The 25,277-nt window shown below is 46.5% G+C and carries 17 protein-coding genes and 2 riboswitches; of the genes, 2 read left to right on the plus strand and 15 right to left on the minus strand.

Going from position 1 to position 25,277, the window contains the following annotated elements; translation table 11 throughout:
* The first annotated feature begins 268 nt into the window (after positions 1–268).
* Positions 269–2,359 (plus strand): vWA domain-containing protein, encoded by a 2,091-nt coding sequence (locus FKV70_RS14220; protein WP_142613253.1) that lies wholly within the window; start codon positions 269–271, stop codon positions 2,357–2,359.
* A 38-nt stretch (positions 2,360–2,397) separates the two neighbouring features.
* Here the strand turns inward: FKV70_RS14220 and FKV70_RS14225 are convergent, their stop codons facing one another.
* The 15 genes from FKV70_RS14225 to gcvH form a co-directional block, all read right to left on the minus strand.
* Positions 2,398–3,309 carry a serine/threonine protein kinase gene (locus tag FKV70_RS14225; RefSeq protein ID WP_064796824.1) on the minus strand — a complete coding sequence of 304 codons (912 nt, stop codon included), beginning with the start codon at positions 3,307–3,309 and terminating at the stop codon, positions 2,398–2,400.
* A gap of 177 nt (positions 3,310–3,486) precedes the next feature.
* On the minus strand, positions 3,487–4,740 hold the full coding sequence (locus FKV70_RS14230) for an L-lactate MFS transporter (protein ID WP_063212069.1): 1,254 nt from the start codon (positions 4,738–4,740) through the stop codon (positions 3,487–3,489).
* Between the two features lie 135 nt (positions 4,741–4,875).
* A complete protein-coding gene (locus FKV70_RS14235) occupies positions 4,876–5,640 on the minus strand; it encodes a LytR/AlgR family response regulator transcription factor (protein WP_142613254.1) in 765 nt (254 codons plus the stop codon).
* Entirely contained in the window at positions 5,637–7,298 is a 1,662-nt protein-coding gene (locus FKV70_RS14240) for a sensor histidine kinase (protein WP_208738407.1), read from the minus strand. The genes FKV70_RS14235 and FKV70_RS14240 overlap by 4 nt, the downstream gene beginning before the upstream one ends.
* A gap of 37 nt (positions 7,299–7,335) precedes the next feature.
* Positions 7,336–8,322 (minus strand): S66 family peptidase, encoded by a 987-nt coding sequence (locus FKV70_RS14245; RefSeq protein ID WP_142613255.1) that lies wholly within the window; start codon positions 8,320–8,322, stop codon positions 7,336–7,338.
* A gap of 46 nt (positions 8,323–8,368) precedes the next feature.
* Positions 8,369–9,865, minus strand: a complete 1,497-nt coding sequence (locus tag FKV70_RS14250; protein ID WP_142613256.1) for a methyl-accepting chemotaxis protein — start codon at positions 9,863–9,865, stop codon at positions 8,369–8,371.
* Between the two features lie 206 nt (positions 9,866–10,071).
* Positions 10,072–10,713 carry a 50S ribosomal protein L25 gene (locus FKV70_RS14255; RefSeq protein ID WP_142613257.1) on the minus strand — a complete coding sequence of 214 codons (642 nt, stop codon included), beginning with the start codon at positions 10,711–10,713 and terminating at the stop codon, positions 10,072–10,074.
* Positions 10,714–10,944: 231 nt separating this feature from the next.
* Positions 10,945–13,473 carry a type I pullulanase gene (gene pulA, locus FKV70_RS14260; protein ID WP_142613258.1) on the minus strand — a complete coding sequence of 843 codons (2,529 nt, stop codon included), beginning with the start codon at positions 13,471–13,473 and terminating at the stop codon, positions 10,945–10,947.
* A 308-nt stretch (positions 13,474–13,781) separates the two neighbouring features.
* On the minus strand, positions 13,782–15,437 hold the full coding sequence (locus FKV70_RS14265) for an amino acid ABC transporter ATP-binding/permease protein (protein WP_142613259.1): 1,656 nt from the start codon (positions 15,435–15,437) through the stop codon (positions 13,782–13,784).
* 41 nt (positions 15,438–15,478) lie between these two features.
* On the minus strand, positions 15,479–17,173 hold the full coding sequence (locus tag FKV70_RS14270) for a DUF454 family protein (RefSeq protein WP_244310746.1): 1,695 nt from the start codon (positions 17,171–17,173) through the stop codon (positions 15,479–15,481).
* Between the two features lie 208 nt (positions 17,174–17,381).
* Positions 17,382–18,527: a mannitol-1-phosphate 5-dehydrogenase gene (locus FKV70_RS14275; protein ID WP_142613260.1), complete on the minus strand. Its 1,146-nt coding sequence runs from the start codon at positions 18,525–18,527 to the stop codon at positions 17,382–17,384.
* Positions 18,524–18,958, minus strand: coding sequence for a PTS mannitol transporter subunit IIA (locus tag FKV70_RS14280; protein ID WP_142613261.1), 435 nt, complete (start codon positions 18,956–18,958; stop codon positions 18,524–18,526). The genes FKV70_RS14275 and FKV70_RS14280 overlap by 4 nt, the downstream gene beginning before the upstream one ends.
* Positions 18,955–21,039 carry a BglG family transcription antiterminator gene (locus tag FKV70_RS14285; RefSeq protein ID WP_142613262.1) on the minus strand — a complete coding sequence of 695 codons (2,085 nt, stop codon included), beginning with the start codon at positions 21,037–21,039 and terminating at the stop codon, positions 18,955–18,957. The genes FKV70_RS14280 and FKV70_RS14285 overlap by 4 nt, the downstream gene beginning before the upstream one ends.
* Positions 21,040–21,121: 82 nt before the next feature.
* Positions 21,122–22,600, minus strand: a complete 1,479-nt coding sequence (locus tag FKV70_RS14290) for a PTS mannitol transporter subunit IIBC (protein WP_064796833.1) — start codon at positions 22,598–22,600, stop codon at positions 21,122–21,124.
* Positions 22,601–23,022: 422 nt separating this feature from the next.
* Positions 23,023–23,421: a glycine cleavage system protein GcvH gene (gcvH, locus tag FKV70_RS14295; protein WP_142613263.1), complete on the minus strand. Its 399-nt coding sequence runs from the start codon at positions 23,419–23,421 to the stop codon at positions 23,023–23,025.
* A 391-nt stretch (positions 23,422–23,812) separates the two neighbouring features.
* A riboswitch (glycine riboswitch) is annotated at positions 23,813–23,913 on the plus strand.
* Positions 23,914–24,010, plus strand: a riboswitch (glycine riboswitch).
* Between the two features lie 79 nt (positions 24,011–24,089).
* Here gcvH and gcvT point away from each other — a divergent pair.
* Complete coding sequence (gene gcvT / locus FKV70_RS14300; RefSeq protein WP_063212087.1) at positions 24,090–25,190, plus strand: glycine cleavage system aminomethyltransferase GcvT; 1,101 nt, start codon at positions 24,090–24,092, stop codon at positions 25,188–25,190.
* Positions 25,191–25,277 lie beyond the last annotated feature (87 nt).

Below are 25,277 nucleotides of genomic sequence, written 5' to 3' on the forward strand. Positions count from 1 at the left end.
TGTAGTCTCAGATTGAAACAGGGCATTTTGACTCATTTTATGCGTACATACGTAACTTTTATGATATGTTAGACCTGTTTCTTCAGGGAAATATTCACAAATGGAATCCAATGACCGATAGAAGTTCATTGGATATTTCTGAGAGGCGTAAAAGTATCAAATTCATGGCTAATGTGAGGTTTTTCAGCTATTTCGGTCCTTTATCCCTTATATCCCAAGGATTGGGAGAGTTGGCACACCCGTATCGGCCTCGCTGAAGGAGGAGCTTATGTTCAGAATAAGGAAACTTGGAATTATCATTTTCATGACTTTTGTACTATTTTTTCAAAATGGCTTAAATGGGGTCATTTGCCCTGAGAATCGGGCTGGTGCAGCATCTTTAGGAGCAGTCCCGATCGAGGGTTATGATGCGGTGTTTGTATTGGATACCAGTTATTCCATGCGGGATACCGATCCTGAGGGGATTGCCGCCGAAGTCATCAGTATGTTTATGGACTTGAGTGATGCAGACCGTACACGCGTGGGATTCGTTGCTTACAATCACCACATTGTCGCCTCCAAACCACTGACCTCGATTGGCGTGGCGGCGCAAAAATCCCAGATCCAGCAGGAAATCAGAACCCTTCACCGTTCCGGCTATACAGATTTGGGACTCGGACTGCGCAAAGGCTCGGAACTGCTAGCCGCAGGAGCATCCCAAGGGCGTCAGCCTTTTATAATCTTATTATCAGATGGAGAAACTGATTTTGGTGCCTCTTCTGGTGCTCGTTCCAAAGGTGACTCCAATAACGATGTATCCTCTGTCATCAAATCTGCACAGACCAAGGGATACCCGGTGTATACGATTGGTCTGAACCATGACGGCACGGTGAACCGACAAGAACTCGAACGGATCGCTTCTCAGACGGGAGGAGCTTCTTTTATTACAAGCAGCGCCGAGGATCTGCCGGAAATTCTGAACCGGATTTTTGCCAGTCAAATTCGCTCCAAGCTCGTTCCCGTTGCTGCAATTACGACTACTGGCGAGATGCAAGAGCTAACGGTGACTCTACCGGATTCTAGTATGGAGGAAGCCAACCTGGTGCTTTTGTCGGAGCATCCCCTTCTGGAAACCCAGCTCTACTCCAATTCAGAAAATGTCCGCAGGTACAAGTCGAGCCGATATGCGATTTTGAAAATTGAGCATCCACAGGCAGGTAAGGTGAAGCTGAAATTGCGGGGCATTCGCGGGGATCTAGTTAAAATCAATTTACTTGGCAGCTATCGCCTGGAAGCTGAAGCTACTATGGGGGGAGCGCAAGCAACAGCAACTCATGGCGACAAGCCTATACCATTGCTGAAAGGACAAGCGACACCATTTCAAGCTCAGCTCCTGTTACCGGATGGGCAAAAGCTTACAGATGAAGCTGTTTATACATCTCTCCAAGCCCATCTTATAGTTACCCCTGTAAAGGGAGGTACAGCTAAAAAGGTGCCTATGACCTATAAGTCAGGAGCCTTTCATACCGAATATGCGTTCCCACAAACCGGTGATTATACATGGCAGCTATCCCTAGATAGTCCGCAGTGGTACCGTAAGGGAACAGTACATAAGGTTCATGCCATCAATGCAGCACCCCAGGCCTTAAAAGACCTGTCGATTCGCCTGGTAAAAGAAGACGGTGATTCCCGTCGAAGCTTATCGGATTTTATTGTTGATCCCAATCACGACAAGCTGAGCTATAAACTCGATTCAGAAGCCTCCGGGGATGCGATTCATGCTGAGATTAACGGTAATGACCTGCTGCTATCCGAGCTTCACACTGGTGACACGAAGCTAAAGATCACCGCTACAGACCCGGAAGGAGCGTCCAGCAGCGCTATACTGACCGTATCTGTCCAATCGCGGTATACAGCCATTAAATGGACGATAGCTATCAGTATTGTGATCGCCGCTCTTCTGTATTGGTACTTGCGTCCGAAGCCGCAGTTTGCCGGAAGAATCGAAGGATATTTTCTCGCTACAGCAAGTGGACAGGAGATTCCGGTAAAATCTTGGCCGCTCACCTCCTTTCCGGGCCGTAAGGTCAGCTTGCAGGAGTTGTTCCGTACCCTTGACGTTCACGAACCCTTGCCAGAAGCGGAACGTATCCTGTTCTCCGCAGGTAAGAAAGGGACTCTGATCGTGAAGCATGATACACGCTGCGCCCTGCAGCATGGAAAAGTCAGATTGACCCGCAACAAAAAAGCGGTCATGGCGTATGGTGATAAGCTGTACATCACGTTTGAGGACGGTGTCACTGAAATTGAGCTGCGCTACAAAGCGATTAAGCCGAATACTTCAGTCTACACCGACCATATTCAAGCTCCGACAGGATAACGTCCATCCGAAAAAAAGAGAAGCACCGTCTCTTACGATTAACGAACCGTAAGAGGTGGGCGCTTCCCTTTTTTTATCCAATATTCCGCACGTAGGGCGGCTTTAAACCATCGAAGTGAGCGGCAACGCTTGGTAGCCTGTACTTCCAGACCGCGCCGAATGACATACGGCAGTAATGAAATTCCTGCATTTTCGATCCGAATCCGTTCGGTCCGGTCTGCAAATAATCTGCCAGGCACATCCGGTGGCGGCGATCCTTTTTGGCAATAATACAGCGTGGCGGCCAAGCTATAAATATCCGACACCGGTCCCTGCCGTGAACGGTTAGAGTAAAATTCCAGTGGAGAATAGCCTGCCGTGGTGAAGATTGGATGCTCCTTGCCTTCAAAATGTACAGCAGAGCCAAAATCAATCAGCTTGATGTTGCCATTGTCCCCAATCATAATATTGCCTGGCTTAATATCCCGATGAATAATTCCTTTGCTGTGAATATACTCCAGGGCATCGATTAAAGGCAGCAGCGTTTGGTATAAAAAAACAGGATCAGACGTAGGCACCGCCTCTTCTTTCATCATTCGGTCCAGCGTCTTGCCTGCACAGTATTCCATGACCAGATAGGCAGTTCCATTTTCCTCAAAATGATCTATGTAACCGACAACCCCCGGGTGATTTAATTCCTTTAACATCTGCCCTTCACGCAAAAAATAATGCATAAACTCCACATATTTGGATTGCATCGAAGCGCTGCAAGTGACCGTTTTTCGATCCAGCCCCCGCAAAGCCAGCGCATTCGGAAAAAATTCCTTTACAATGACCTTTTCTCGATTATCCAACAGCCTTGCCGTATACACGATGGCCAGCTCACTGCGGGACAAGGCGCTTCGAATTTGATATGTATTTCGCAGCTTCGTATTGCGGGCAAGCAGATTCCCGCTTGTATCCACGATCATGACTCGTCCTCCTGTCAGGTTCTTAGCTTATGTCTTTTGTATATATCGGCTTATTACACGTCTTTTTATTATACCGTAAATTAAGTTATACGAAAAACAAATAACCTGCCATAATCTCCCTTAGAGAAATGATGACAGGCCTTTTGGCTCTTATCTGGTCCTATTTTCTCAAATCATTTAACCTAATTTTGTACCTGGCTTCATACTGCGCACACCGTTGGTATTTTTCTTCCGTTCGCTGCGCAGTTTGCCTTTACCTTGTTCGGGAGTGCGAATGGTGAGGGCAATCAGGAACGATACGACACACAGCACAGCAATCGTGGTAAAGGTCGGGATGAATCCGCCGAGCAAGGCTGCGATACATGATCCCGCCAGCGCACCAAGACCAAAGCCCTGATACACAATCCCATAGTTTTTGCTCTGGTTCTTCAGTCCGAAGAAGTCAGCTACAATGGCAGGAAAGACTGTAATGTTGCCGCCAAAGCAAAAAGCAATTCCTGCTACACAGGCAAAGAACAAGCCAAAATTTAGCGGTACCAGACTCAGTACTGTAACTGCAATTGCCGTTGTTAAAAGTGCACCTGCTACCACTTTCAGACGACCTACCTTATCAGATAGCGCACCCAAAATAATCCGACCCGCCGTATTGAAAATAGCGACCATAGCGACCGCATTAGCAGCTGTGGCTACATCTAAGCCGGCCATCCGTACGCCGATATCTTTGACCACTCCAATCAAGTAGAGGCCACTCATACAAGCGGTAAAGAACATGACGAACAGCAGGTAGGCCTGCTTGGTGCGCAGCATTTCTTTAACGGTGTAGTCCCGCTGTACAGCTCCATCTTGTACCGAAGGTTTATTCAGAACTACTGCTTCTTTCACTAGGAAAGAACCACCTACAATCATGATCAACACGATGATTCCCCAATACAAAAACGCTTGCGATACGCCAACGGACTGAATCAGCGACCCGTTAATATATTTGAATACCAGACTGCCTGTTCCGTAGGCCCCAACTGAAATACCGGAAATAAGTCCTTTTTTCTCAGGAAACCATTTAATCAAATTCGATAGTGATGTAATATATGCCGTTCCATCCGCAAAACCTACGACAATACCTGCCAAAATGTAAAGCAGGGATAACGAAGTTACCTGTGAACTGAGCATGAGCCCTGCCCCTAGCACCACACCTGCACACAAAATCAGACGACGAAGTCCCCATTTATCCTGTAGCTTGCCTGCGAATAACGTAGCAAACGCTAGGGCAAAGCTGGTAATTGAAAATGTAATAGCGACTGAACTGAGGTTCCAGCCAAAGCGGTCTACTAACGGTTGATTAAATAAACTCCATGTATAAATGGTACCTAACCCCATCTGAACAATAATTGTTCCAAGCACGACCAGCAGGCGATTTCCGCTGTTTGATTTCATTATAATCTCCTCTTTTCATTCCGGCTCTACAGCATCAATTATCATGGATTCTCTCTACACGGGTTATTATAACCCTGCATGTCAGCCAGAAATCATTTGAGGAATGAAATGCACCTATTGCGGAATGAAATGCCTTTAAAGTCGCATAATTTGCCGAAATTCCTTGGCCTTACTACGGCTTACCGGAATTTCAGCTTCTAGTCCACGCAAGCGCAGGAGGTACGTATGATTGAACCAAGGTACAATTTCACGGATCTGCGACAGATTCACCGTGTAAGATCGGTGACAGCGAAAAAAATCCTGCTGCGGCAGCCGGGCATGAAATTCCGAAATGCTCATCGGCATCGTATATTCTTCGTGCCTTGTAAAGACACGAGTTACCTTTTCCTGCGCACACGCATAGTAAATATCGTTCGCATCCGTTACGATAATTTTGTCATTTTTCAGCAAATTAATACGTCCCGGAGCAACAACGGTGTTGGTTTCAGCCACGCGAGTTTGCCCAGCCTGGACAGGCTCCTGTATTTGAGCGTTCCGCTGTTCATAAGCATTTTCCAGCTTACGTAACATCGATGCGATCCGTTTTTCATCATAGGGTTTGAGAATATAGTCAAATGCCTCCAGTTCAAAGGCCTGCGCCGCATGTTCTTTATAGGCAGTCGTAAAAATAATATAGGGCTTTTTGACAAATTTGCTAATGTTCTGCGCCAACAGCATCCCGTCCAACGAAGGAATGTTAATGTCCAGGAAGATCGCGTCCGTCTCCTGATCTTGCAGAAACCGGAACACATCCAATCCATCCTCAAAACTGTCGGTCACCTCAATGCTGCTATGCGTCTGAATAAGATACTCCAGCTCTTCACGCGCCGGAAGCTCGTCTTCCACAATTATGGCCTTCATGACTTCTCCTTTGGTATGTCAAAATAAACTTCGGTGCCCGGATCATGTTTAAGAATAATAACTCCTTCACCATACATCAGCTTGAGTCTTCTGTGCACATTGTACAAGCCGATCTGTTTAGCCGGAACCTGATCATGATAAAGGTTATCCACCACATCGTCCCGTATACCCACCCCGGTATCAGCTACAGAAATACGCACTTTTTCGCCACGGTCCTTTACAGAAATGGTTACTGTACCTGGCCCCTTTTTCTTGAGAATTCCATGGTTAATCGCATTTTCAACCAAGGGCTGGATGATTAGGCTTGGAATACGCACGGAAACCTCATCCATTACATACTCCACCTGAAGCCGATTACCGAAGCGGGCTTTTTCAATTTCCACGTAATCGGATACCTGCTGAAGCTCCTTATGGATTTCGATCAAGTCATCATTCAACTCCAAATTATATCGCAGATAGCCTGACAAATTAATAATCAGTTCGCGCGCTTTATCTGGCTTAGTGCGTGTCGTCGAGGCAATAGCATTTAACGCGTTGAATAGAAAATGAGGATTGATCTTAGTCTGGAGTGCCTTTAGCTCGGCCTTATTTGCCGCTTCCTTAATTTGCTCCACACGCGACACTTCCATTAACGTAGATATGATTTGAGACAAGCCAATCGCCATCGTCTGCAACGGATACGTGATTTTATAAGCTTTTCGGTAGTAAATCTTCAGGGTCCCGGTCACTTCTCCCCGCTCCTCTAAAGGGATAATGAGCAGAGACTGGATTTGGGGCGTTTTATCGTCAGCAATATGGTTACGGATCGTGATTTTACCGCTGCGGATCGTCGCTTTAGTCACATCGCTAATGATTTCATCCCCAATATGATAGCGTTCTTCGCCAAAACCGACATAAGCCAGCACGTCTCGGGTATCCGTAATCGCCACCGCGTCAGCCTTGATGTCTTCTTTTATAATCGAGCAAATCGTATGCAAGGATTCCGCATTAATTGAACGAAAATAAGGCAGCGTCTTGTTGGCAATATCCAATGCCAGCTTGGCCTGTCTGGCTGCGATATTCTCCTTTTCCCCCTCCACACTCTGGATCAACAGAACAATTAAGCCAATACTGACTTCTCCGATAATCATCGGTAAACCGATCTTGGCCACAATGTCCACTCCAAGGCTATGGGGTTGTGCCATCACCAGAATGAGCAGCATCGTCAACGCTTCGCAGACCATACCTGCGGCGATACCGACCAGCCATCTCTTAGAACGATTGACCCGGCGACCGATATATCCTGACACCACGCCTGCCAGAATACTTGTAATCAGACACGGAATCGAGGTGATTCCCCCGATATCTATCAGATAACGGTGAATCCCCGATACAATACCTGTAATGATCCCAACCCAGGGTCCAAACAAAATACCGCCCGCCATAATTGCGATGATGCGAACGTTAACCAGCGAACCTTCGACTTCAATCCCGGTGTAGGTGCCAAACAATGCAAACATGCAAAAAATCAATGTTAGGATCGTCAGCTCCGCTGGTGAATGACTGTTCTTCTGCAAGGTTTCCTTAAATCGGGGGATACGTGTAATAAAAAACAAACAAATCAGCAACAATGCTGCGCGTTCAAATAGCTGCATCAGCATTTCCAACAAGGCGTTCACATGCGTTCCTCCCAAATCAAAACAGATATGCCTACCACTACTCACATATTTCAATACTCACCCTGTCACTATAAGCCCGAATAATCGCCTTCCCGCCAATCGGGTATGTAAACTGCGGCGTGGTGTGGCCAAAATCGGCATCTGCAATCACAGGAATAGAGGCCAATTCTCTTTTTGAACTAATGATTTGCCTCAGCAACTCCTCTGTCATATGCGACGCCTTCTGAAACCTACCTATGATAATCCCCTTGACCTGATCAAATTCAGGCTGGTGCAACAATGATTGCAAATCCCGGTCAAATGTAGCGGGTGAGCTTTCGTAATCATCCTCAACAAATAGAATGGTTCCTTTTAGACTAGGCATGTACGGGGTTCCCTGTAACAAATTCAGAGTACACAAGTTTCCCCCCACAATCGTACCCTCTGCTTCTCCTTCATGAATCGCATATGGACCCGCATTGCGGTGAAAGCTTCTTCTATCCTGATCCAGATACCAAGTATCGTCACTCCACTCTGGCGAAGATTGGATTTGAATGCTACCCTCCCCCAACATTAACCGTTGAAAATAAGTCGTTGTATAGTCATTTCCTCGCAACATAGCGAACGTCAAAAAGTGAGGTCCTGCATATGTGATAATCCCCGTTTTAGCATAAATCGCATGACTTAACGCCGTTATATCCGAATAACCACATAATCGTTTAGGATGAGCGCTGATCAGCTCATAATCCAAATGGGCAAGGAGCTGATTGGCATTATAGCCCCCAATCGAAGTCAGGATGCCCTTTACCTTTGGATCAATAAAAGCTTCATGCAAATCTGCTACTCTAGACTCGATCGAAGAAGATGCAAAGTCATCGTTTTCCAGCACATGCTGCGAAAAGCTCACTTTAAATCCAAGCCCCTCCAGCTTATTCAGGGCAATCAGACGATTTTCCTTAGAAACGATAGACAAGCTTCTGGACGGTGAAAGAATGCGTATCTCGTCTCCAGCTTTTAATTTAGGTGCTTGCTTCCCCATGATCATGGTCATTCCCCCCTGTTACAAAGCGTTTAAACTGCAAACGGTTCGATTATTTACTATTGCTGATTTTGGTAGGTTTGCTATTCTCATTCTGATCATGAACCAGTTCTTTCAACTGAATGATCAATCCCTCCAGTTCACTAAATCCAGCCACCATATTGGAGGTTATATTTCGTTGCTCCTCAACTCCAGCCAATATTTGTTCTGATGCTGCACTCGCTTGTTCTGTCACACTGGAAAATTCCATCATCTCTTGAACGACCTGAGACGAGAATTGCTGCATACTATTCGTACTGGACTCTACCTCCACGGCCTGCGTCAATACTTTACTGGCATTTTGCAGGATATCCTCTAGTACAATTTCGGTCGAATGTGCAGACTCCATACTTTGCTGTAGTCTTTCCTGTCCCATATCGAATTGGCTTACGACGGAATCCATCTGCATTCTCAGCTGGTTCAAAATACCTTCCATTGCTACCGAGGTGTTCCCAACCATTTCAGCCAAATTGCGCACTTCTCCAGCTACAATTGCAAATCCTTTTCCATGCTCTCCCGCTCTGGCGGCCTCAATGGATGCATTCAAGGACAGCAAATTGGTTTGCTTTGAGATTTGAGTAATATCTTTAAGCATGGCAGACATATTGTCACTCTGCACTTTAAACTCATCCAATTCTTCTTTGGTACGACTCATCACCTGACCCAAATCCTTAATTTGAGACGTTAATGCAAGCAGTTGACTGCTCCCTCTGCTCCCGGCACTCTTCGTATCCTCGGAGAGCTGCTTCAACTCTCGAGAATGATCGGCAACCTCGCGTACGTGCCGGTCAGACTGAGCCAAGTTATCGGTTACCTCAGTGATATTCGAAGCTTGCATCTCTACCCCTTTGGCAACCTCCTGAAACCCGATGGCGACTTCATTCGTCACGCTACCTGTAGCATCTACTTGATTCCTGAATCGCTCTGTAAAACTATGTAATCCCGTTACCGCTTGTCTTACCTGCTCAAACAGAAATTCAATACGTTGCCTTGTGGCATCCATATTTTTATGTTGTTCTTCCGTTATCTTAAACTGCTTTTGATTTAACACCGATACCACTAGCAATAGCAACCCAATCAGCAATACAATAATAAACTCATGCACATAACGCAAAGAACCGGTAGCTGGCAGAGTTGCAGGCGTACCGATCGTAATTTGTACAAATATATTACATAGATTTAAAGTCATAGCTGCCGAAAAATATCGGTAAGATGGGTAGAGCAGCAACAATGAACAAATAAAGATCGTAGTCACTACCTCCACGCTAGATAAGTTCACCAATATACATATTAATGCACTATAAAATGTAATAATCCAAGGAATAAGCCGGATTCCCATCTTTTGTATATTCAAAATCATCAAAACTGCCGCGACTACAAATCCTACACCGCTAGATATCCACATCGAGGGATTAGATACTGCCGGGACGATGCTGCTCAAAGTCATAATCCAAAAAATAATGATCACCAATTTGTTTCTTTGCCACAACAATTCATTCGTTCTGTCCATGATTGTGTACGCGCTCCTTAGAGAGATATATTAGGTATTCATAAAATAAATATGTAAATGCCTACTATATATATCGTCATATCATTACGCGTATTGAATGAATGGTCGTGCTTTCAAGAAAAAACCGCACCCTAACAGGGAGCGGTTTTGACTTATGGTTGGATCAACTTCTTAAATTAGCAGACGTTCATGTCCCCGCTGATTATTTAGGATTCCTTGTTTTCGGAAGCCTCTCCAGCACCTTCCGTTGCCGCTGCATCACCTTCCACAGCAGCGTTCTCTACCTCGACTGCACGCGGAACGATCACAGATGCCAGCAGTTCTTCTTCAGAGACATGCAGCGTCACACCTTTAGGAAGCTTCAAGTCGCTTGCGCTCAGCTTGTCCCCAATATCCAATGCGGATACATCCACTTCAATCGTGGACGGCAAGTCAGAAGGCAACCCTTCAACTTCGACCTCTGTTTCTTGAATTTGCAGAATACCGCCTGCTTTTGTACCTACAGGTATACCCTGATAATCAATAGAGACACGCACGCGAAGTGGTTTGTTTTTGGAAATCTTTAGAAAATCAGCATGCAACCATTGGTTGTCACGCTGTTGATAATCTTTAATAATAACCGGAATCGTGTCTCCGCCTTCCACTGCGAGGTTAAACACCTCTGAACGTCCGGTTTTGACTACTTTGTTAAATTCCTTGGCATCCACATGTACAGGAGTACCCTCAATCTCAGAGCCGTAAACCACAGCTGGAATCCGTCCTTTTAACCTTAGTCCACGAATGGCCGAACCCTTCTTCTCTGTTCTCGGCTGGGCGGTCAGTTGAATACTTCCTCCATTAGAACTCATGATTACAACCTCCTTTAGGTTACCTTACAAATGTCTTTCTCCAAGAATCTTGCTTGTTTACCAGTTATACTACAGAATATAAGCCAGCAAGCTGGCAAAACTAAACAAGTCCATAAATCTATTTTACCCCTTTTTTCTGAAAGTGAAGCACGTTTGCAAAAAAAATAGCATCTCTCGAATTGATCGAAAAATGCTATTTTCTCGTGTATATATGCAACCAGGCCTACAAATCTATCCCGCCCGGTTATCGTTAACCAGTAATAAATATTCTTCTCTGCCACTATGAATCAACACCTGCATCACCGACCGGGTCAGGTCTACATCAATATATCGATCTGCCTCCACATCCTTGGCATCCCAGTGATTCAGACGGACAATGTAGCCTATTCGCTGGACATCAGGAGCCACCTGAATATGGGCTATTGCCCGACCGTCATCTAAATCTTGAAATTCAACATGTCCGTCACGATACCCAGTGCCCCATACCCACACGTTCCAGCCGGAGTATTGCCGGTCTGCACGCTCGTAGATCAATTCAATTGTGCGAAACGGGGTAGCTCCTCCATCATTTTCAAGGAGACTCTCTGCCCGCGCAGTACCTGCAATTTCCAGATCTATCTGCTTATCCAAACCTTTTGCTTCATTATCCGTCTGCTGATTGGCTTGATTTTCTTCAGTTACAGAGAAGACTCGCGCAGGTTCTTCCTGATCGTACAACACCATCATAGACCAACGGGATACCGTCACACGATGGCCTACCACTTCATATCGTGTCTCATTCCCGGCCCCGTGTGCATCCACGACTACATGCCAACGATCCGATTCCGCAGGCAATAATAGGGTCTGCTCTGTATCCGAGCCGTTATAAATCACCACAATATGATTCCAGGCATCGCCGTTAGCATGATGCCTCAATGCAAAAGCCACCACATGCCCACTGCTTTGCAGGACTTCCATATGCTGCTCCACGAGCTCACGACGATCCATGCGGAATGCCGGGTGATTTCGCCGTAAAGCAATTAAGCCCTGGTAGTAATCAAACACGGGGCGAAACCTTGCCTTGTTATCCCAACGGATAGCGTTCACCGCATCAGAGCTTCGATAGCTGTTGTGATCTCCATATTTGGAGCGCAGCAGTTCATCTCCTGCATGGATAAAAGGAATGCCTTGCGAGGTCAAGACCATGCCGTTAGCCAACAGGGACTTGCGTACAGTTTCGTTTTCAAGCAGATTACTTTCATCCAGTTCCTGATAGGGATCAGCTTCGGCTACAGCTTGCTTAGCTGTTCTTCCATCTTTGGGGTTCCCCTGCTCCCATTGCGGAAAACGGCAATTCTCCCGCAAATGTCTAACCGTCAAAATTTTATCCCACAGATTGAGATTATCGTGGGCCGTTACATAATTGACGGTCTCTGATGGCTGAGCTGTGAAATCATAAATAGCTCCAAAAGCACCTTGCAGTACCCGATCCTCCTGATTTTCTGCCCCTGTGGCAAATCCGCTTCCTGTACCGTCGCTATCTCCCTTAATGGCAGAGCGGTAATTGTCGTTAAAAACGGCAAAACCTTTGTCCCGCTGCGTTCCTTTTAACGTAAGCAAAGGCTGCGGGGACTCCCCTCCTGTCCAAGGCTCACCATAGATCAGCAGATCGGGACGTATTTCAGAGCGAAGCTCTCGTGTAAGCTGCTCTACAGTCGGTGTATCAATCAACGCCATCAAATCAAACCGGAAGCCATCTATGTGATATTCTTCTGCCCAAAAGCGTAATGAATCCTTAATATACTTGCGCACCATAGGACGTTCGGTTGCAACCTCATTACCTACACCTGATCCATTGGTAAGCTTCCCTTGCTCATCCGTACGGTAATAATACCCTGGTACTACAGGCTCAAATGGACCCTTTTCCACCGAATACGTATGATTGTACACGACGTCCATAATGACACCGATGCCAGCCGCATGCAGAGACTGTACCAGCTGTTTCAGCTCGCGTATACGCGCCTCCGGGTCAGCTGGATTGGAAGAGTAAGACCCCTCCGGCACATTATAATGCTGTGGATCATAGCCCCAGTTATATTCCGTTCCTAATTCCACAAAGTCATTCACCGTATGAAAATCAGCCACTGGAAGCAAATGAACATGTGTAATACCCAGCTCCAGCAAGTGATCCAGTCCGATACGGTTACCCTCGGAATCCGTTAAGCCCGTATACGTAAAGGCTGCAAATCGCCCTTGAGCAGCAGATAAACCTTTTATACCCGTATTAAAATGAGGGTCCATCGAGAAATCACGCACATGAAGCTCATAGATAATGGCGTCTGTCGCACGCTCAAGTACAGGTCCCTTATCCCTTTCCCATCCATTCGGGTTGGTTTGATCCAAATCAATGATAGCTGTACGCTGCCCGTTGGCTGATACCGCTGTGGCATATGGATCGGCAGCATAATGAACAGTGTGGTCTGCCCACTCCAGCCTGTACATGTAATAATATCTGTTCCAGTCGCCTTCCAGTTCTATAGACCAGACACCTTGACCATCACGACTCATGGGAAATTCCTGACCCCCGCCGTGCTCCTGAACGATTCCTTCCTGATCGTAGACCCCCGCGTCGTTATACAACGCTATATGAACCTGCTGGGCAGTCGGTGCCCATACCTTAAAATTGCTGCCTGCAGGCGTATAAGTAAGACCCAAATCATTGCCTTCATATATGGGATATGCTGTGTGCTCAAGCCCCTTGAGCTGATTGAAATCAGACATTCCTGTTCACCACCCATTTTTATACATCGGCTTATAGCCTCTGTTCATCCATCATTTATGATGTTTATGACTTGTCATTATACCTCAGGATTTGCAAAATCCTCACCTCATAGGCTATCAAAATAAGACAAGCTTGAAAAGCTGGATGATTTAAATAAGGATGACGCTCCATTTTAGCACGTACACTCCATTTTATGACAAAACGATGAACAGGCTACAGCTTTCGCCTTTAAAACATCACATTTATTTCCTTGCTTTTATCACTTAAAGAATAGGCAGAAAAAAGTATGCTATAACATGCAAAATTCTCAGGAGAGTCGACGGTGATCCATTTGAAAAATTTCGTCAGCTATTCGCATAGTAGAGCTTCGATGCGAAACAAGAATAATCGTTTCATCTTGCTGCTGTTCTTTTAGCGATTTTAAAATAATCGCTTCATTCAGACTGTCCAAATTGCTAGTAGGTTCGTCCAGCAGTAGGAGGGGCGCATCATGGACAAAGGCTCGGGCTAGCCCCAAGCGCTGACGTTCTCCACCAGACAGCCTGTCCCCCAGCTCTCCGACCCGGCTGTCATATCCCTGAGGCAATGTCATAATAAAATCGTGCACTGATGCCTTACGGGCAGCTTCTACAACCTGTTGATGTGTAGCATCAGGCTTTCCAATTTTGATATTAGCTGCAATGGAATCATCAAACAGGAATGTATGCTGATCGACGTAGCTCTGCAAGCTTCTCAAATGCCGGGTCTCAATGTCCTTCAAATCGTGTTCAGATAGCAAAATCCCACCTTGCTGCGGGTCCCTGAATCGCAGCAGCAACTTGAGCAACGTTGACTTGCCGGAGCCGCTTTTACCCTGAATCCCTATAATTCGCTTATGCGGGATTGTGAGACTTACATTATTCAGTACCGTTTGACCATCATATGCAAAAGTCACCTTGTCTAGCCGCGCTCCAGCAAAGCCAACATTCATTCCATCGATATTTTCTTCTACCTCCGGGGTCTCCTCTAGCAGACTCAGCACTCGCTCCCCGCTTGCCAGCGTTTGAAGCAAATTGTTGGACAAATTGCTCAGCGAAACTACCGGGCCAAATGAACTGAACAGGGCAATGACTGAAATCAGCATACTTGTAACATCTATCTGTCCCTCAGACATGCCATACAATCCAGCTAGCAGCATCAAAAATGAAAATCCAACTACAGCCGCATCTGTGACCGCTCTTGTGATGCCTTCATGATGCTTCAAGTCCTTCTGTTTGGCATCCAACTGATCCGTGCGACGGTTAATCTCATTCAATCGTTGCTCCCCTTGCCCATATTGCACAATTTCCTTCATCCCGCGTAAGCTGTCCAAAAAATAACTACTCAGCTGACCGAAGCTACTTCGGTATTCCATCCCCTGACGCTTGCCCATACGTGACGTAAGCAGGGGAATGAACAAACCAACGGTTATGTATGCAAGCGCAGCGATCCCACCTAGCAGAGGCTCATAAGAACCTATAAAAGATACCATGAGCAGTGAAGTGAGGATGCCGATCATAACGGGCGCAATCGTATGCGCATAAAACACTTCCAACAGCTCAATATCACTTGTAATCAGTGATATCAGATTCCCTTTGTCCTTGCCTTCGAGCTTGGCTGGAGCCAATCTACGCAAAGCTAGAAGCACCTTATCTCGCAGCACGGCCAATAGCTTAAAAGCGAGATAATGACCACTCATTTGCTCGCCATAACGAAATATACCGCGCAATACAGCACATAGCACGATGATAGTCAGCAAAAATGTTATGCTGTAGCCTGTCGCAATGCCTGTTGCTGTCAATAGGGCAAGCACCCCGTATACAATAATGCCAATAGCACACACAAAGCCAAGCACTCCTGTAGCGATCGTGATGAGCAGTACAGGTAAAAGAGGTCCCGCCAAGACCAACAATTGACCCATGATCCGTAAACCGTGTCTACGCATATACAGTCCCCCCTTTTACAAACTGTTCCATCCTATGCTGACTAAGATACATCTCCGCATAATGTCCCTGCTGTCTCAATAGCTCCTGATGCGTTCCGGATTCTGCCACCAAACCATTTTGCAGCACATAAAGAGGTCAGTTCAGTTCCTCCAATCGTCAGGCTTCCTTGATACCCTCCATGATGTCCAACGATCAATCCGGCTACTGTACTTTTACCTGAGCCTGATTCTCCAACAATGGAAACAAAGCTGCCTTGAGGAATATTCATGGATATATTACGCAAGGTATCTCTTTCGTCGTAAGCAAAACTTACCCGTTCCAATCGAATGTCTGTGGCTTGTATGCTTTGTTGTCCCTGTACAAGGTCCTCTGTATTCAGCATTTGAAATATTTGGTCGCTTGCTGCCATTCCGTTCATGGCGATATGAAAGTAAGAACCGAGCAAACGCAGCGGAATGAAAAACTCTGCTGACAACAAAACAATGATGAGCGCTCCTGCCAAGCCGATGTGACCCGAAGAATATTCGCTTATCGCGACCAGTACACCAGCGGCAGCGCCGCCAAATGCGATAAGATCCATGACAGCTACGGAGTTTAACTGCATAGTCAGCACTTTCATTGTCATTTTGCGAAAATCCTCAGCCGCCGTGTTCATCTCTTGATGTTTATCCTGGTCTGTCCCGTAAATTTTGAGCGTGGTCAGACCTTGTACATTTTCCAAAAAGCTGTGGCCCAGATTGACGTAGCTGCCCCAATATTTCCGAAACAGCTTTTTAGCCATCCTCATAATGACAATAATGGACACTGGAATTAAGGGAACACAGATCAATAAAATAATGGCCGCTTTGAAGCTGACAAAAGAGAGGGTAATGAACAACGTTACGGGTGCAAGCAGACTGTAAAATAGCTGAGGCATGTATCTTCCAAAATAGGTTTCAAGCTGCTCCACCCCTTCTACAGCAACCTGAATAACCCCCGAGGTGGAGGTATAGTCCGTATATGAGGGTCCCAGCTTTAGCAGCTTGCTGTAAATCTGCGAGCGTAGCGTTTTCTTGGCATTGATTGAAGCCCGATAGGACAGCATACTGGCTGCATAATTACTCAGGAAACGAACGGCAATAGCAGCCATAACAATGACCGTTATGGATAGAATTAGCTTGCGAGTCGCTTGTCCTTCCCATGCCTGCTGTATCCCAAAGGCCATAGACAAAACAGCGGCTATACTCCCTAAAAGTCCAATCCACTGTACAAGCACACCCAGGATGATATATTTTCGAGAATGTTCCACCAGGCCTAGCAGACGACCGTCGACCATTTTAGATCTTTTTTTCGGAAGAGGGGTGGCTTCAGTTGAAGAAGGAGTTTCCGTCGCACCTTCCCTCAAAGTTCCGACTCGAAATATAAAATAATAATATTTGAACAGGATGACCAAGACGATAAGCGTTTTGCCCCATATATTAGGCGTAAAGATAAAGCCTGCAATCAGCATAGCTGACGCCAAGCCCAATGACGTAATTTTTGTAGACAGCTTCAACGACCTGGTTTGAACAAAACTCTCCAAATATTTTTGATACAGTGACGTATTTGAAAACCACTCATGAATCCTTTTAGACCCCCGCATAAAGAAAAACGTTGATAGCAGCAGAAACGGTGTAGTCGGCAGCAACGGTACCACTACGCCAATAACTCCCAGCGCCAAAAATAAAAACCCTAAGGTAATATAAATTGGTTTCACAGTAAGCCCCCTAATATATATAGTTGATAATATTTTATAGATAATGATAATCATTATCAATATATAAAATTTAATCAGGTTGTTATGTGATGTAAATCACGCATTAAAAAATCCTCCTGAAGTTCAACTTTACAGAACACTTTAGTGTGCATGTAGAAGTTTTGACTTCAAGAGGATAATTAAAATGAGTGCGTGTTATTACGTTGTTTTATGAATTTATAATATCATATTTCTCCACAACCTGCCGAAGTAACGGGTCATCTGCAGGTATGGATGTATATCGTGTCAGCGCCACGCTCACTCCATGGCTGCGAATCACCTGCTGAAGCTCAACTGCTTCAGGGTCTTCCGTAATATCAAATTTACAGGCAGCTGCCATTCCTAATGCCAGATGATCAGTTGGAATGCCATACTCCTGCGCTTGCAGCGCGGGACGTACAAGACGGTCATTGGGAGACAGCTTGCGCAGCGGTGATCGTCCGACCCGAGTAACCTCGTCTGTCAGATTTGGATTGCGGAAGCGATCCAAAATCTTGGCGATGTACTTCTTATGCTCCCCTTGATTCAAACCGAAACGCCTCACAAGCACCGCTCCTGTTTCCTCCAGCGCCCCTTGGATCGAATCCACCACCTTCTTATCCTTCATAGCTTCCTGGATCGTGGCATAACCTGCGATATAACCAATATAGGCCGCCACGCAATGCCCCGTATTCACCGTGAACAGCTTGCGTTCAATATAAGGCTCCAGATCCTGCACATAAAGAATGCCCTCGATTTCCTCATGGTCAGGAGCCATTTGCGAGCGATCCACAACCCACTCGTAAAAAGGCTCTACCTGCACATGCAAGGGGTCCTCATGATGCTGGATCGGCACAATCCGGTCTACCGCAGCATTGGGGAAATATACCAAAACCTCTGCCTTGGCACGAGTCGCCTCATCCAGTAGCGCAAAAACATGCTCTTTCAGTTGGGCGCTGCCTCCGATTGCATTTTCACAGGCGATAACATGCAGCGGGCCCGCCCCTCGTGCTACTCGCCTTGCTATCCCCTCGGCAATACCTGCGGCAATATGCCTGAGGATGCTGACACCTACCGCGGTCGTTACCAGATCGGCATGGTCTACCGCATCCGCTACAGCGGATGCATCTTTGCCATCAATTGCGGTTACATTCGTCACCGTCTCCGTATCCTTCGTATCATTCGCCAACTCTACCGTATATTGCTTGCGGCGGCGTAACTCGGATACAAGAGTTTCATTGACATCTGAAAAGACAACCTCATAGCCTGCGCGCGACAAAATCAGCCCAATAAAGCCACGACCGATATTTCCTGCTCCAAAGTGGACGGCTCTCATAGCTCCAGCTCACTTTCGAACAGATCAATAATTTCCTGCGCAGTCACCGCATTGCGAAGTTTTTCCATATTCTCTTCCTCCGCACATACTACAGCGATATTAGTCAAAATCTCCATATGATCGCCACCTTGGGCTGCAATGCCGATCACCATGTAAGCTTTTTCTTCCCCGAAATCTACGCCTTGCGGGAACTGAACGATGGAGATGCCTGTAGACTGAACAAGCATCTTGGATTCCTTGGTACCATGTGGAATCGCCAGCCCATTCCCGATATAGGTGGATACAATCTCCTCGCGTTCAAGCATCTTGTCAATGTACTCACTTGTAATATGTCCTGCATCCAGCAGGATTTGCCCTGCCATACGGATCGCCTCATATTTGTCTTTGGCGGTTGCGTTCATTTTTATTTTGTCTATCGTCATAATACTCACGTTAGATTCCTCCCTGTCCCTAATTTACTGTGAAAAAATTCAGCCAGTTCACTCGATATATAATTGGCAATCTGATCCCTGCTACCATGTTCCAGTAGCGTAATCATGTCTTCCTGCAACAGTAATGCACTAATCTCGCTCAATACCTCCAAGCTTTCCTTCGGCAACTCACGAGGTCCCAACATCAGCAGGACGCATTCTACCTGCTCATCTACATCCGCCAGCAGCGGCTCAGCCAACCTATACAAGGTCAGCGAAGGCTGGCGAACATAGGGACTGCGCGTATGAATCAAAGCAACGGAAGTATCAGAAATCACCTGACTCCCTTGACGCTCTCTTTCTATAAGTTGTTCAGCAACAACAGAAGGCTCTGTGACATTTCCCCGCACTGCCTCCATCATGCAGATAGCCTCTATAGTAGCTGACATATCCATCCCTTGGTTTTCCAGCGGGTATACTTGAAATTGCTGTACAATGTGTACAATCTCCTCAAGGCTTTTCCGTAGACCGGTAAGCCATTCCATGCCCTGGCCGGACTGAACGGCCTGTTCCTGAGGATGGTCATTAAGTTGATTGAGTGTAATATGCTGGATGAAATGACGCAGACGGTCACTCTCCTCTTGCGTCAGCAGCGGACTGATTTTGAGATAACGATCCGGTTCAAGCGGTAGCTCCACTGTCGAAATGATCAGATCATAATCCTCCTTCGGAATCCGCGTCGCCTCGTACCATGAGGCTCTATCCACGATTTTGATCTGTGGCAACTCCTTGGCCAGTCTTGTTGCCAGAAGTCTGGAGGAGCCAATTCCGCTCGTGCAGACTACGATGGCTCGAACCTCCCGCTGCAATTGTCGCAGCCGCTCCAACGAAGCGCCAAAATGCATGACCAGAAATCCGATCTCTTCATCCGGTACTTCCATTTCTGTCATATCCGCCGCAGCCTTTTTGACCGATTCGAACAAGCTACCGTAATCCTTGCGGATTTGCTGAAGGAGAGGGTTGCGGATGGACTTCCCCTCCCTCAAACGTTTGAGTACCGGAGCCATATGGGCTATCAGTCCTTCACGCAAAACGCGGTCCTCGGCAAGTAGTGTGCCTGTCTCTGCCTCCACACGACGAATCAACTCATGAACCAACTCCAGCAGTACAAGATCATCCAGTGGCAGCAACCGTGTGGAATGATCCTCAGCATCACGGAACAGTAACCTGAAATAACTTCGTTCCTGGTCTGGAAAGTCAATAGCCAGCGCCGCCGACAACTCTGCGCATATGCGTTCTACCATAGCTGTGCGCAGCATGATATTCTCCTCCGAATCTGTCTTCAAATACGGGAGGGAGGGACGATGTTCTACAACGTACCCGAGTCGCAGACGTGCCAGCGACACGCAAATTTGAATCAGTAACTCCATATATTTGCTTTCCACCATGTTTTTCAGCCATTGATCATGAGGCTGCCAGAGGGCGTTCTCCACGGTTAGCAAGTTCTCCCTGCCAATCATCTCCAGCAACTTTTCAGTGACACGTGTCACCGGTCGAAGCTCCTCACGACCAGAAAACAGATCCGATTCATCCAAATATTCGAGAGCCAGCTCAGAAATCGCCCGTCTTTTGTCTATTTCCCGTCCTGTAATCTCGACACCGTATCCCCGTCTGCGCACAAGCACGAGTCCTCGATCTTTGATCCATCCTTGTAATTCGTCCAGATCATGACTGACCGTAGTTACTGTGACTTTCAAATCCGATGCCAGCGCCAGCAGCTTGATCGGCTCCTGTGTGTCCAGCAGCATGCACAGAACTACAATCTTTCTCTCCTCAGCCGAGTAATCGTCTGACTTCGTATACAGCAACTGCTCTCGTAGACTTGCAAGCTGAGTCGGGTCGACATCCACATAGATACCGATCCCTGATTTTTTCTCCAGCTTTACCTCATGAGCCGCCAACCAACACTCGACTGCGCCAAGTTCCCGATGGACCGTCCTTGTGCTGACATTGATCTTCTCGGCAATTTCCCCGGCTGTAACCTCATGGGGCTGCTCCAAAAGATACTCCACGATGTCAGATTGTCGTTTCGTAATATTCATAAGCGCATACCGTTCCTTCCCAAGCTCTATTCCCTTTCAGCAGGAAATACAAACTGTACACAGACGGCTGACTTTATAGGGATTAAGAGTCGGATTTCAGACGGTCAACCAGCGCTTCGTATTCAGGGCTTTTCAGAAAATTGTCAATGGAAATGTGCTCAGCATTCGGGGCTACCGTTTTAGCCCGGTCTGTCAACGTTTTTTGCGTAATGACAATGTCCGCATCCTGTGGAATTTCACTGATTGCCGTATTTGTTACCGTAACGTCCACGCCCGCCTGTTTCATTTTCTTGCGTAAAATGGAAGCTCCCATGGCACTTGAGCCCATACCTGCATCACAGGAAAAGACAATTTTGTTCACTTCGGATTTATCCTTGAACAGCCGATCTGTAGCAGCCTCGACAGTACGACCAGATGCTTGGTTACTTTCCGCTACAGTGGCGCTAGCACTTGCACCTTTGCTTTGATTTTTCATATCTTTCAGGCGGGATGCAGCTTCCTCCAGCCCCTCTTCCTTCTGCTTACCTGTCTTGAGCAATACTGCGGCCACAGCAAAGGATACGACCGCAGCAGCGACCACACCGCTCAGCATCGGCAAATATCCACCTTTTGGTGTCATCAGGAAATAAGCGATGATACTGCCTGGTGAAGGAGCAGCAACCAGTCCGGCACCTGTCAACATAAAACAGAAGGTTCCCACAACGCCCCCTGCTATAGCAGCAAGAATCAGAATCGGCTTCATCAAAATGTAAGGGAAATAAATTTCATGAATCCCGCCGAAAAAATGAATGATGACTGCACCAGGAGCAGACGACTTCGCAGAGCCTTTACCAAACAGGCAATAGGCCAACAAAATACCGAGGCCCGGCCCAGGATTGGATTCAAGCATGAACAAAACGGATTTCCCGCTTCTTGAAGCTTCCTCCAGCGCAATCGGACTCAATACTCCGTGATTCAATGCGTTGTTGAGAAATAATACTTTTCCGGGCTCAATAATGAGATTGACAAGCGGCAAAAGCCCTGCATTTACGAGAAACTGTACCCCTGCCGACAATACTTGGCTGATGGTTTGTACGACCGGACCGATGCCCACATGAGCGAGTAGTGCTAGAATGGCACCGATAATCCCAGCCGAGAAATTATTGACCAGCATTTCAAAACCGGATTTGACTTTGCCTTCAACGGCCTTATCGAACTTCTTCAATATCCATGCAGCCAGCGGACCAGCTACCATTGCGCCCAGGAACATCGGGATATCGGCCCCCACAATGACACCCATCGTCATAATGGCACCGATCACACCTCCACGCTGTCCGTGAATCATTGTGCCTCCTGTATAACCAATTAACAGCGGCAGCAAATAATTTTTCATTGGATCAACCAGTTGTGCAAAACCCTCGTTCGGGAACCACCCGGTCGGAATAAAGAGTGCTGTAATTAATCCCCACGCAATAAAGGCTCCCATATTCGGCATAACCATACCGCTGAGAAAACGGCCAAAACGTTGTACGGCAACACGAGCGCCACCGCTTGAACTGGACTTTGTGTCCACTGTGCTCATATTCATATCCTCCTTGTGAGTAAATAGCATCACTACCTTTTCTTAAAATTCATACTAAATGACAGCGCTATCTTCATCAACGAAATGAAAACGTACTTTCGTCATGAACGTTGATGACAACATTTAAATTTAAAGTAACGCCAAGGCATTATCCCTGCATAATTCTTCATAATATGGCCGATAACAATAGAAATTAGTCGAAAAAACATAGTTGTAAATCTGCATAGTTTTTAATGGGACACCCTTCTAAATCTGAGGAAATGACGCAATTACGTCTTCTAAAACAACAAAAAAATAGCCGCTATGTCAGGTCATAGCGACTATTTTATACAAAAACCGAGCGGACTCACGATGCTCTTATTTAATTCAAGATCCATACAGAAAATCAAAATAAAAGGTAGTAATTCATGCTGTATTACTTATTACTGCTCATCCGAAATCAACTGTTCGTACTGCTCCGCAGACAGCAGCTTGCCCACAGCTTCCTCGACATCATTGTTCAATTCTACTTCGATCATCCAACCCTTTTCATAGGGAGATTCATTCACCATTTCAGGTGTGCTTTCCAGAGCTTCATTCACTTTCATAACGGTTCCCGCCACCGGGGCAAAAAGATCGGAGACTGTCTTCACCGATTCAATTGTGCCGACCTCCGCCCCCTGTTCAATCGTTGTTCCCACCCCAGGTAATTCCACAAAAACAATATCACCCAGTTGATGCTGTGCAAAGTCTGTAATGCCGATTCGCAACGTTCCATCCGCTGTGCGCTGGACCCACTCATGTTCGTCTGTATACCAAAGTTCCTGTTTCACTTCACTCATCCGTTTCGCCTCATTTCCACATGAATAAAATGCTTTTGATCACTTGTATTAGACAGGTTAAGATTATGACAACAAGAACATCCATGTCAATAATACTAACAAAAATACTTCATACCAACCTATATAGCATAGTCTATCAAAAATAATAACTTGTAACAAACGCTTACATATCCTTATTTATACATTAAATGTTTTTCATATTGTTTCATATGACATTTTTATTGACATTTTGAATGAATTTGCGTATTAATGGGTTATAGCAAATGCTTTTGGAAATACATCGACAACTGCAAACGCGGATGAACGCGGAGGGAGAGACTGCCAAAAGGATTCTCATAGCTGTTGTCGTTTGTGAGACAGTTATGCACGCGAATCGGATCCAAGTTGTTACCTGCAGGACCGGGTAGCATACCATTGATCCAAAAGGTAGCGCCGAAGGAGTAAACTTGCATTGCAGGTGAATCTCTCAGGCAAAAGGACCTCTGCCGGACGCATCTCTGGAGAGCATTCGCGATTAGAGCGGATCACCCAAGGGGAAACCCGGTACATGCCGGGGTAACTTTCTGGTATCAAGGACAGAGCTGAAAAAAGAGTATGGACCGCCGTCTATACGTTTCTTTCAGCCTGTCTTTTTGTTTTGGCCGATTACACTGGATAGGAGTGGAAAAATGTCTAATTTGCGAAGAACACCACTATATTCGTCCTACGGGACGCAACCCGGAGTTCGTTGTATTGACTTTGGCGGATGGGAGCTCCCCGTTCAGTTTAGCGGCATCCAAAAAGAACATGAGGCCGTCCGCCAACGCGCGGGCTTATTCGATGTCTCGCATATGGGCGAGTTTTTGGTTGAGGGCAAAGAAGCCGAGGCTTTTTTGCAGCGAGTAACCACAAATGATGTCAGCCAGTTGGAACCGGGTCAGGCACAATATTCACTCCTTTGTTACCCCGACGGAGGCGTAGTGGATGACTTGCTTGTATATCGCAAAGGACCAGAGCGCTACATGCTCGTTGTGAATGCTTCCAACATCGACAAAGATTGGGATTGGCTTATTCGCCACGCACCTGCATCGGTTCATCTGGAGAATGTGTCTGACGCAATAGCATTGCTGGCATTGCAAGGACCAGAAGCAGCACGTATTGCCGCTGCCGCGACAGATACAGATATAACGAATCTGGCATCTTTCCGATTCCAGGAGAACGTGCAATTGTTTGGAGCAAAAGCGCTTGTCTCGCGAACCGGATATACCGGCGAAGACGGCTTTGAATTTTATATACCTGCTGAGGAAGCACCTGCCGTCTGGGATGGTTTGCTTCGTTGCGGTGAGTCGTATGGGCTGATTCCTGCTGGACTTGGTGCTCGCGATACGCTGCGCTTTGAGGCGCGGCTGCCGCTGTACGGGCAAGAGTTATCTGCGACCATTTCACCGCTTGAGGCTGGTTTAGGTTTCTTCGTCAAGCTGAACAAAGGAGATTTTATCGGCAGGGAAGCACTGCAACGCCAGAAAGAACAAGGAATTCCTCGCAAGTTGATTGGGCTGGAAATGATGGACCGCGGCATCCCGCGCGCTCATTATCCGGTATTTGCTGAAGGCCAACACATCGGTGAGGTCACCACCGGCACCCAATCGCCCACCTTGAAGCGCAATCTAGGGCTGGCCCTGGTGGACAGTCGTTATAGTACCCTATCTACACCGCTGGAGGTCGAAATTCGTGGTAAACTCCTACGTGCGGAGGTGGTCGCAGCCCCCTTTTATAAACGGCCACGCTGATCTTAAACTCTCTTCATTCCTGAAAAAACGATCATATCGTATATGAAATTCTGGATTTTCCAATTCCGTTTATGTATTAGCTAATTT

It is taken from the genome of Paenibacillus ottowii, assembly GCF_006874425.1.
Lineage (GTDB): Bacteria > Bacillota > Bacilli > Paenibacillales > Paenibacillaceae > Paenibacillus > Paenibacillus ottowii.

What these genes read in the sequence shown, in the direction of transcription:
- gcvH (WP_142613263.1), bottom strand. Translation starts at nt 23,421, where the DNA reads ATGAGTGAAGTGAAACAGGAACTTTGGTATACAGACGAACATGAGTGG.
- FKV70_RS14235 (WP_142613254.1), bottom strand. Translation starts at nt 5,640, where the DNA reads ATGAAGGCCATAATTGTGGAAGACGAGCTTCCGGCGCGTGAAGAGCTG.
- FKV70_RS14255 (WP_142613257.1), bottom strand. Translation starts at nt 10,713, where the DNA reads ATGAGTTCTAATGGAGGAAGTATTCAACTGACCGCCCAGCCGAGAACA.
- gcvT (WP_063212087.1), top strand. Translation starts at nt 24,090, where the DNA reads ATGTCTAATTTGCGAAGAACACCACTATATTCGTCCTACGGGACGCAA.
- FKV70_RS14230 (WP_063212069.1), bottom strand. Translation starts at nt 4,740, where the DNA reads ATGAAATCAAACAGCGGAAATCGCCTGCTGGTCGTGCTTGGAACAATT.
- FKV70_RS14290 (WP_064796833.1), bottom strand. Translation starts at nt 22,600, where the DNA reads ATGAGCACAGTGGACACAAAGTCCAGTTCAAGCGGTGGCGCTCGTGTT.
- FKV70_RS14245 (WP_142613255.1), bottom strand. Translation starts at nt 8,322, where the DNA reads ATGATCATGGGGAAGCAAGCACCTAAATTAAAAGCTGGAGACGAGATA.
- FKV70_RS14275 (WP_142613260.1), bottom strand. Translation starts at nt 18,527, where the DNA reads ATGAGAGCCGTCCACTTTGGAGCAGGAAATATCGGTCGTGGCTTTATT.
- FKV70_RS14220 (WP_142613253.1), top strand. Translation starts at nt 269, where the DNA reads ATGTTCAGAATAAGGAAACTTGGAATTATCATTTTCATGACTTTTGTA.
- pulA (WP_142613258.1), bottom strand. Translation starts at nt 13,473, where the DNA reads ATGTCTGATTTCAATCAGCTCAAGGGGCTTGAGCACACAGCATATCCC.
- FKV70_RS14285 (WP_142613262.1), bottom strand. Translation starts at nt 21,039, where the DNA reads ATGAATATTACGAAACGACAATCTGACATCGTGGAGTATCTTTTGGAG.
- FKV70_RS14250 (WP_142613256.1), bottom strand. Translation starts at nt 9,865, where the DNA reads ATGGACAGAACGAATGAATTGTTGTGGCAAAGAAACAAATTGGTGATC.
- FKV70_RS14265 (WP_142613259.1), bottom strand. Translation starts at nt 15,437, where the DNA reads ATGCGTAGACACGGTTTACGGATCATGGGTCAATTGTTGGTCTTGGCG.
- FKV70_RS14225 (WP_064796824.1), bottom strand. Translation starts at nt 3,309, where the DNA reads ATGATCGTGGATACAAGCGGGAATCTGCTTGCCCGCAATACGAAGCTG.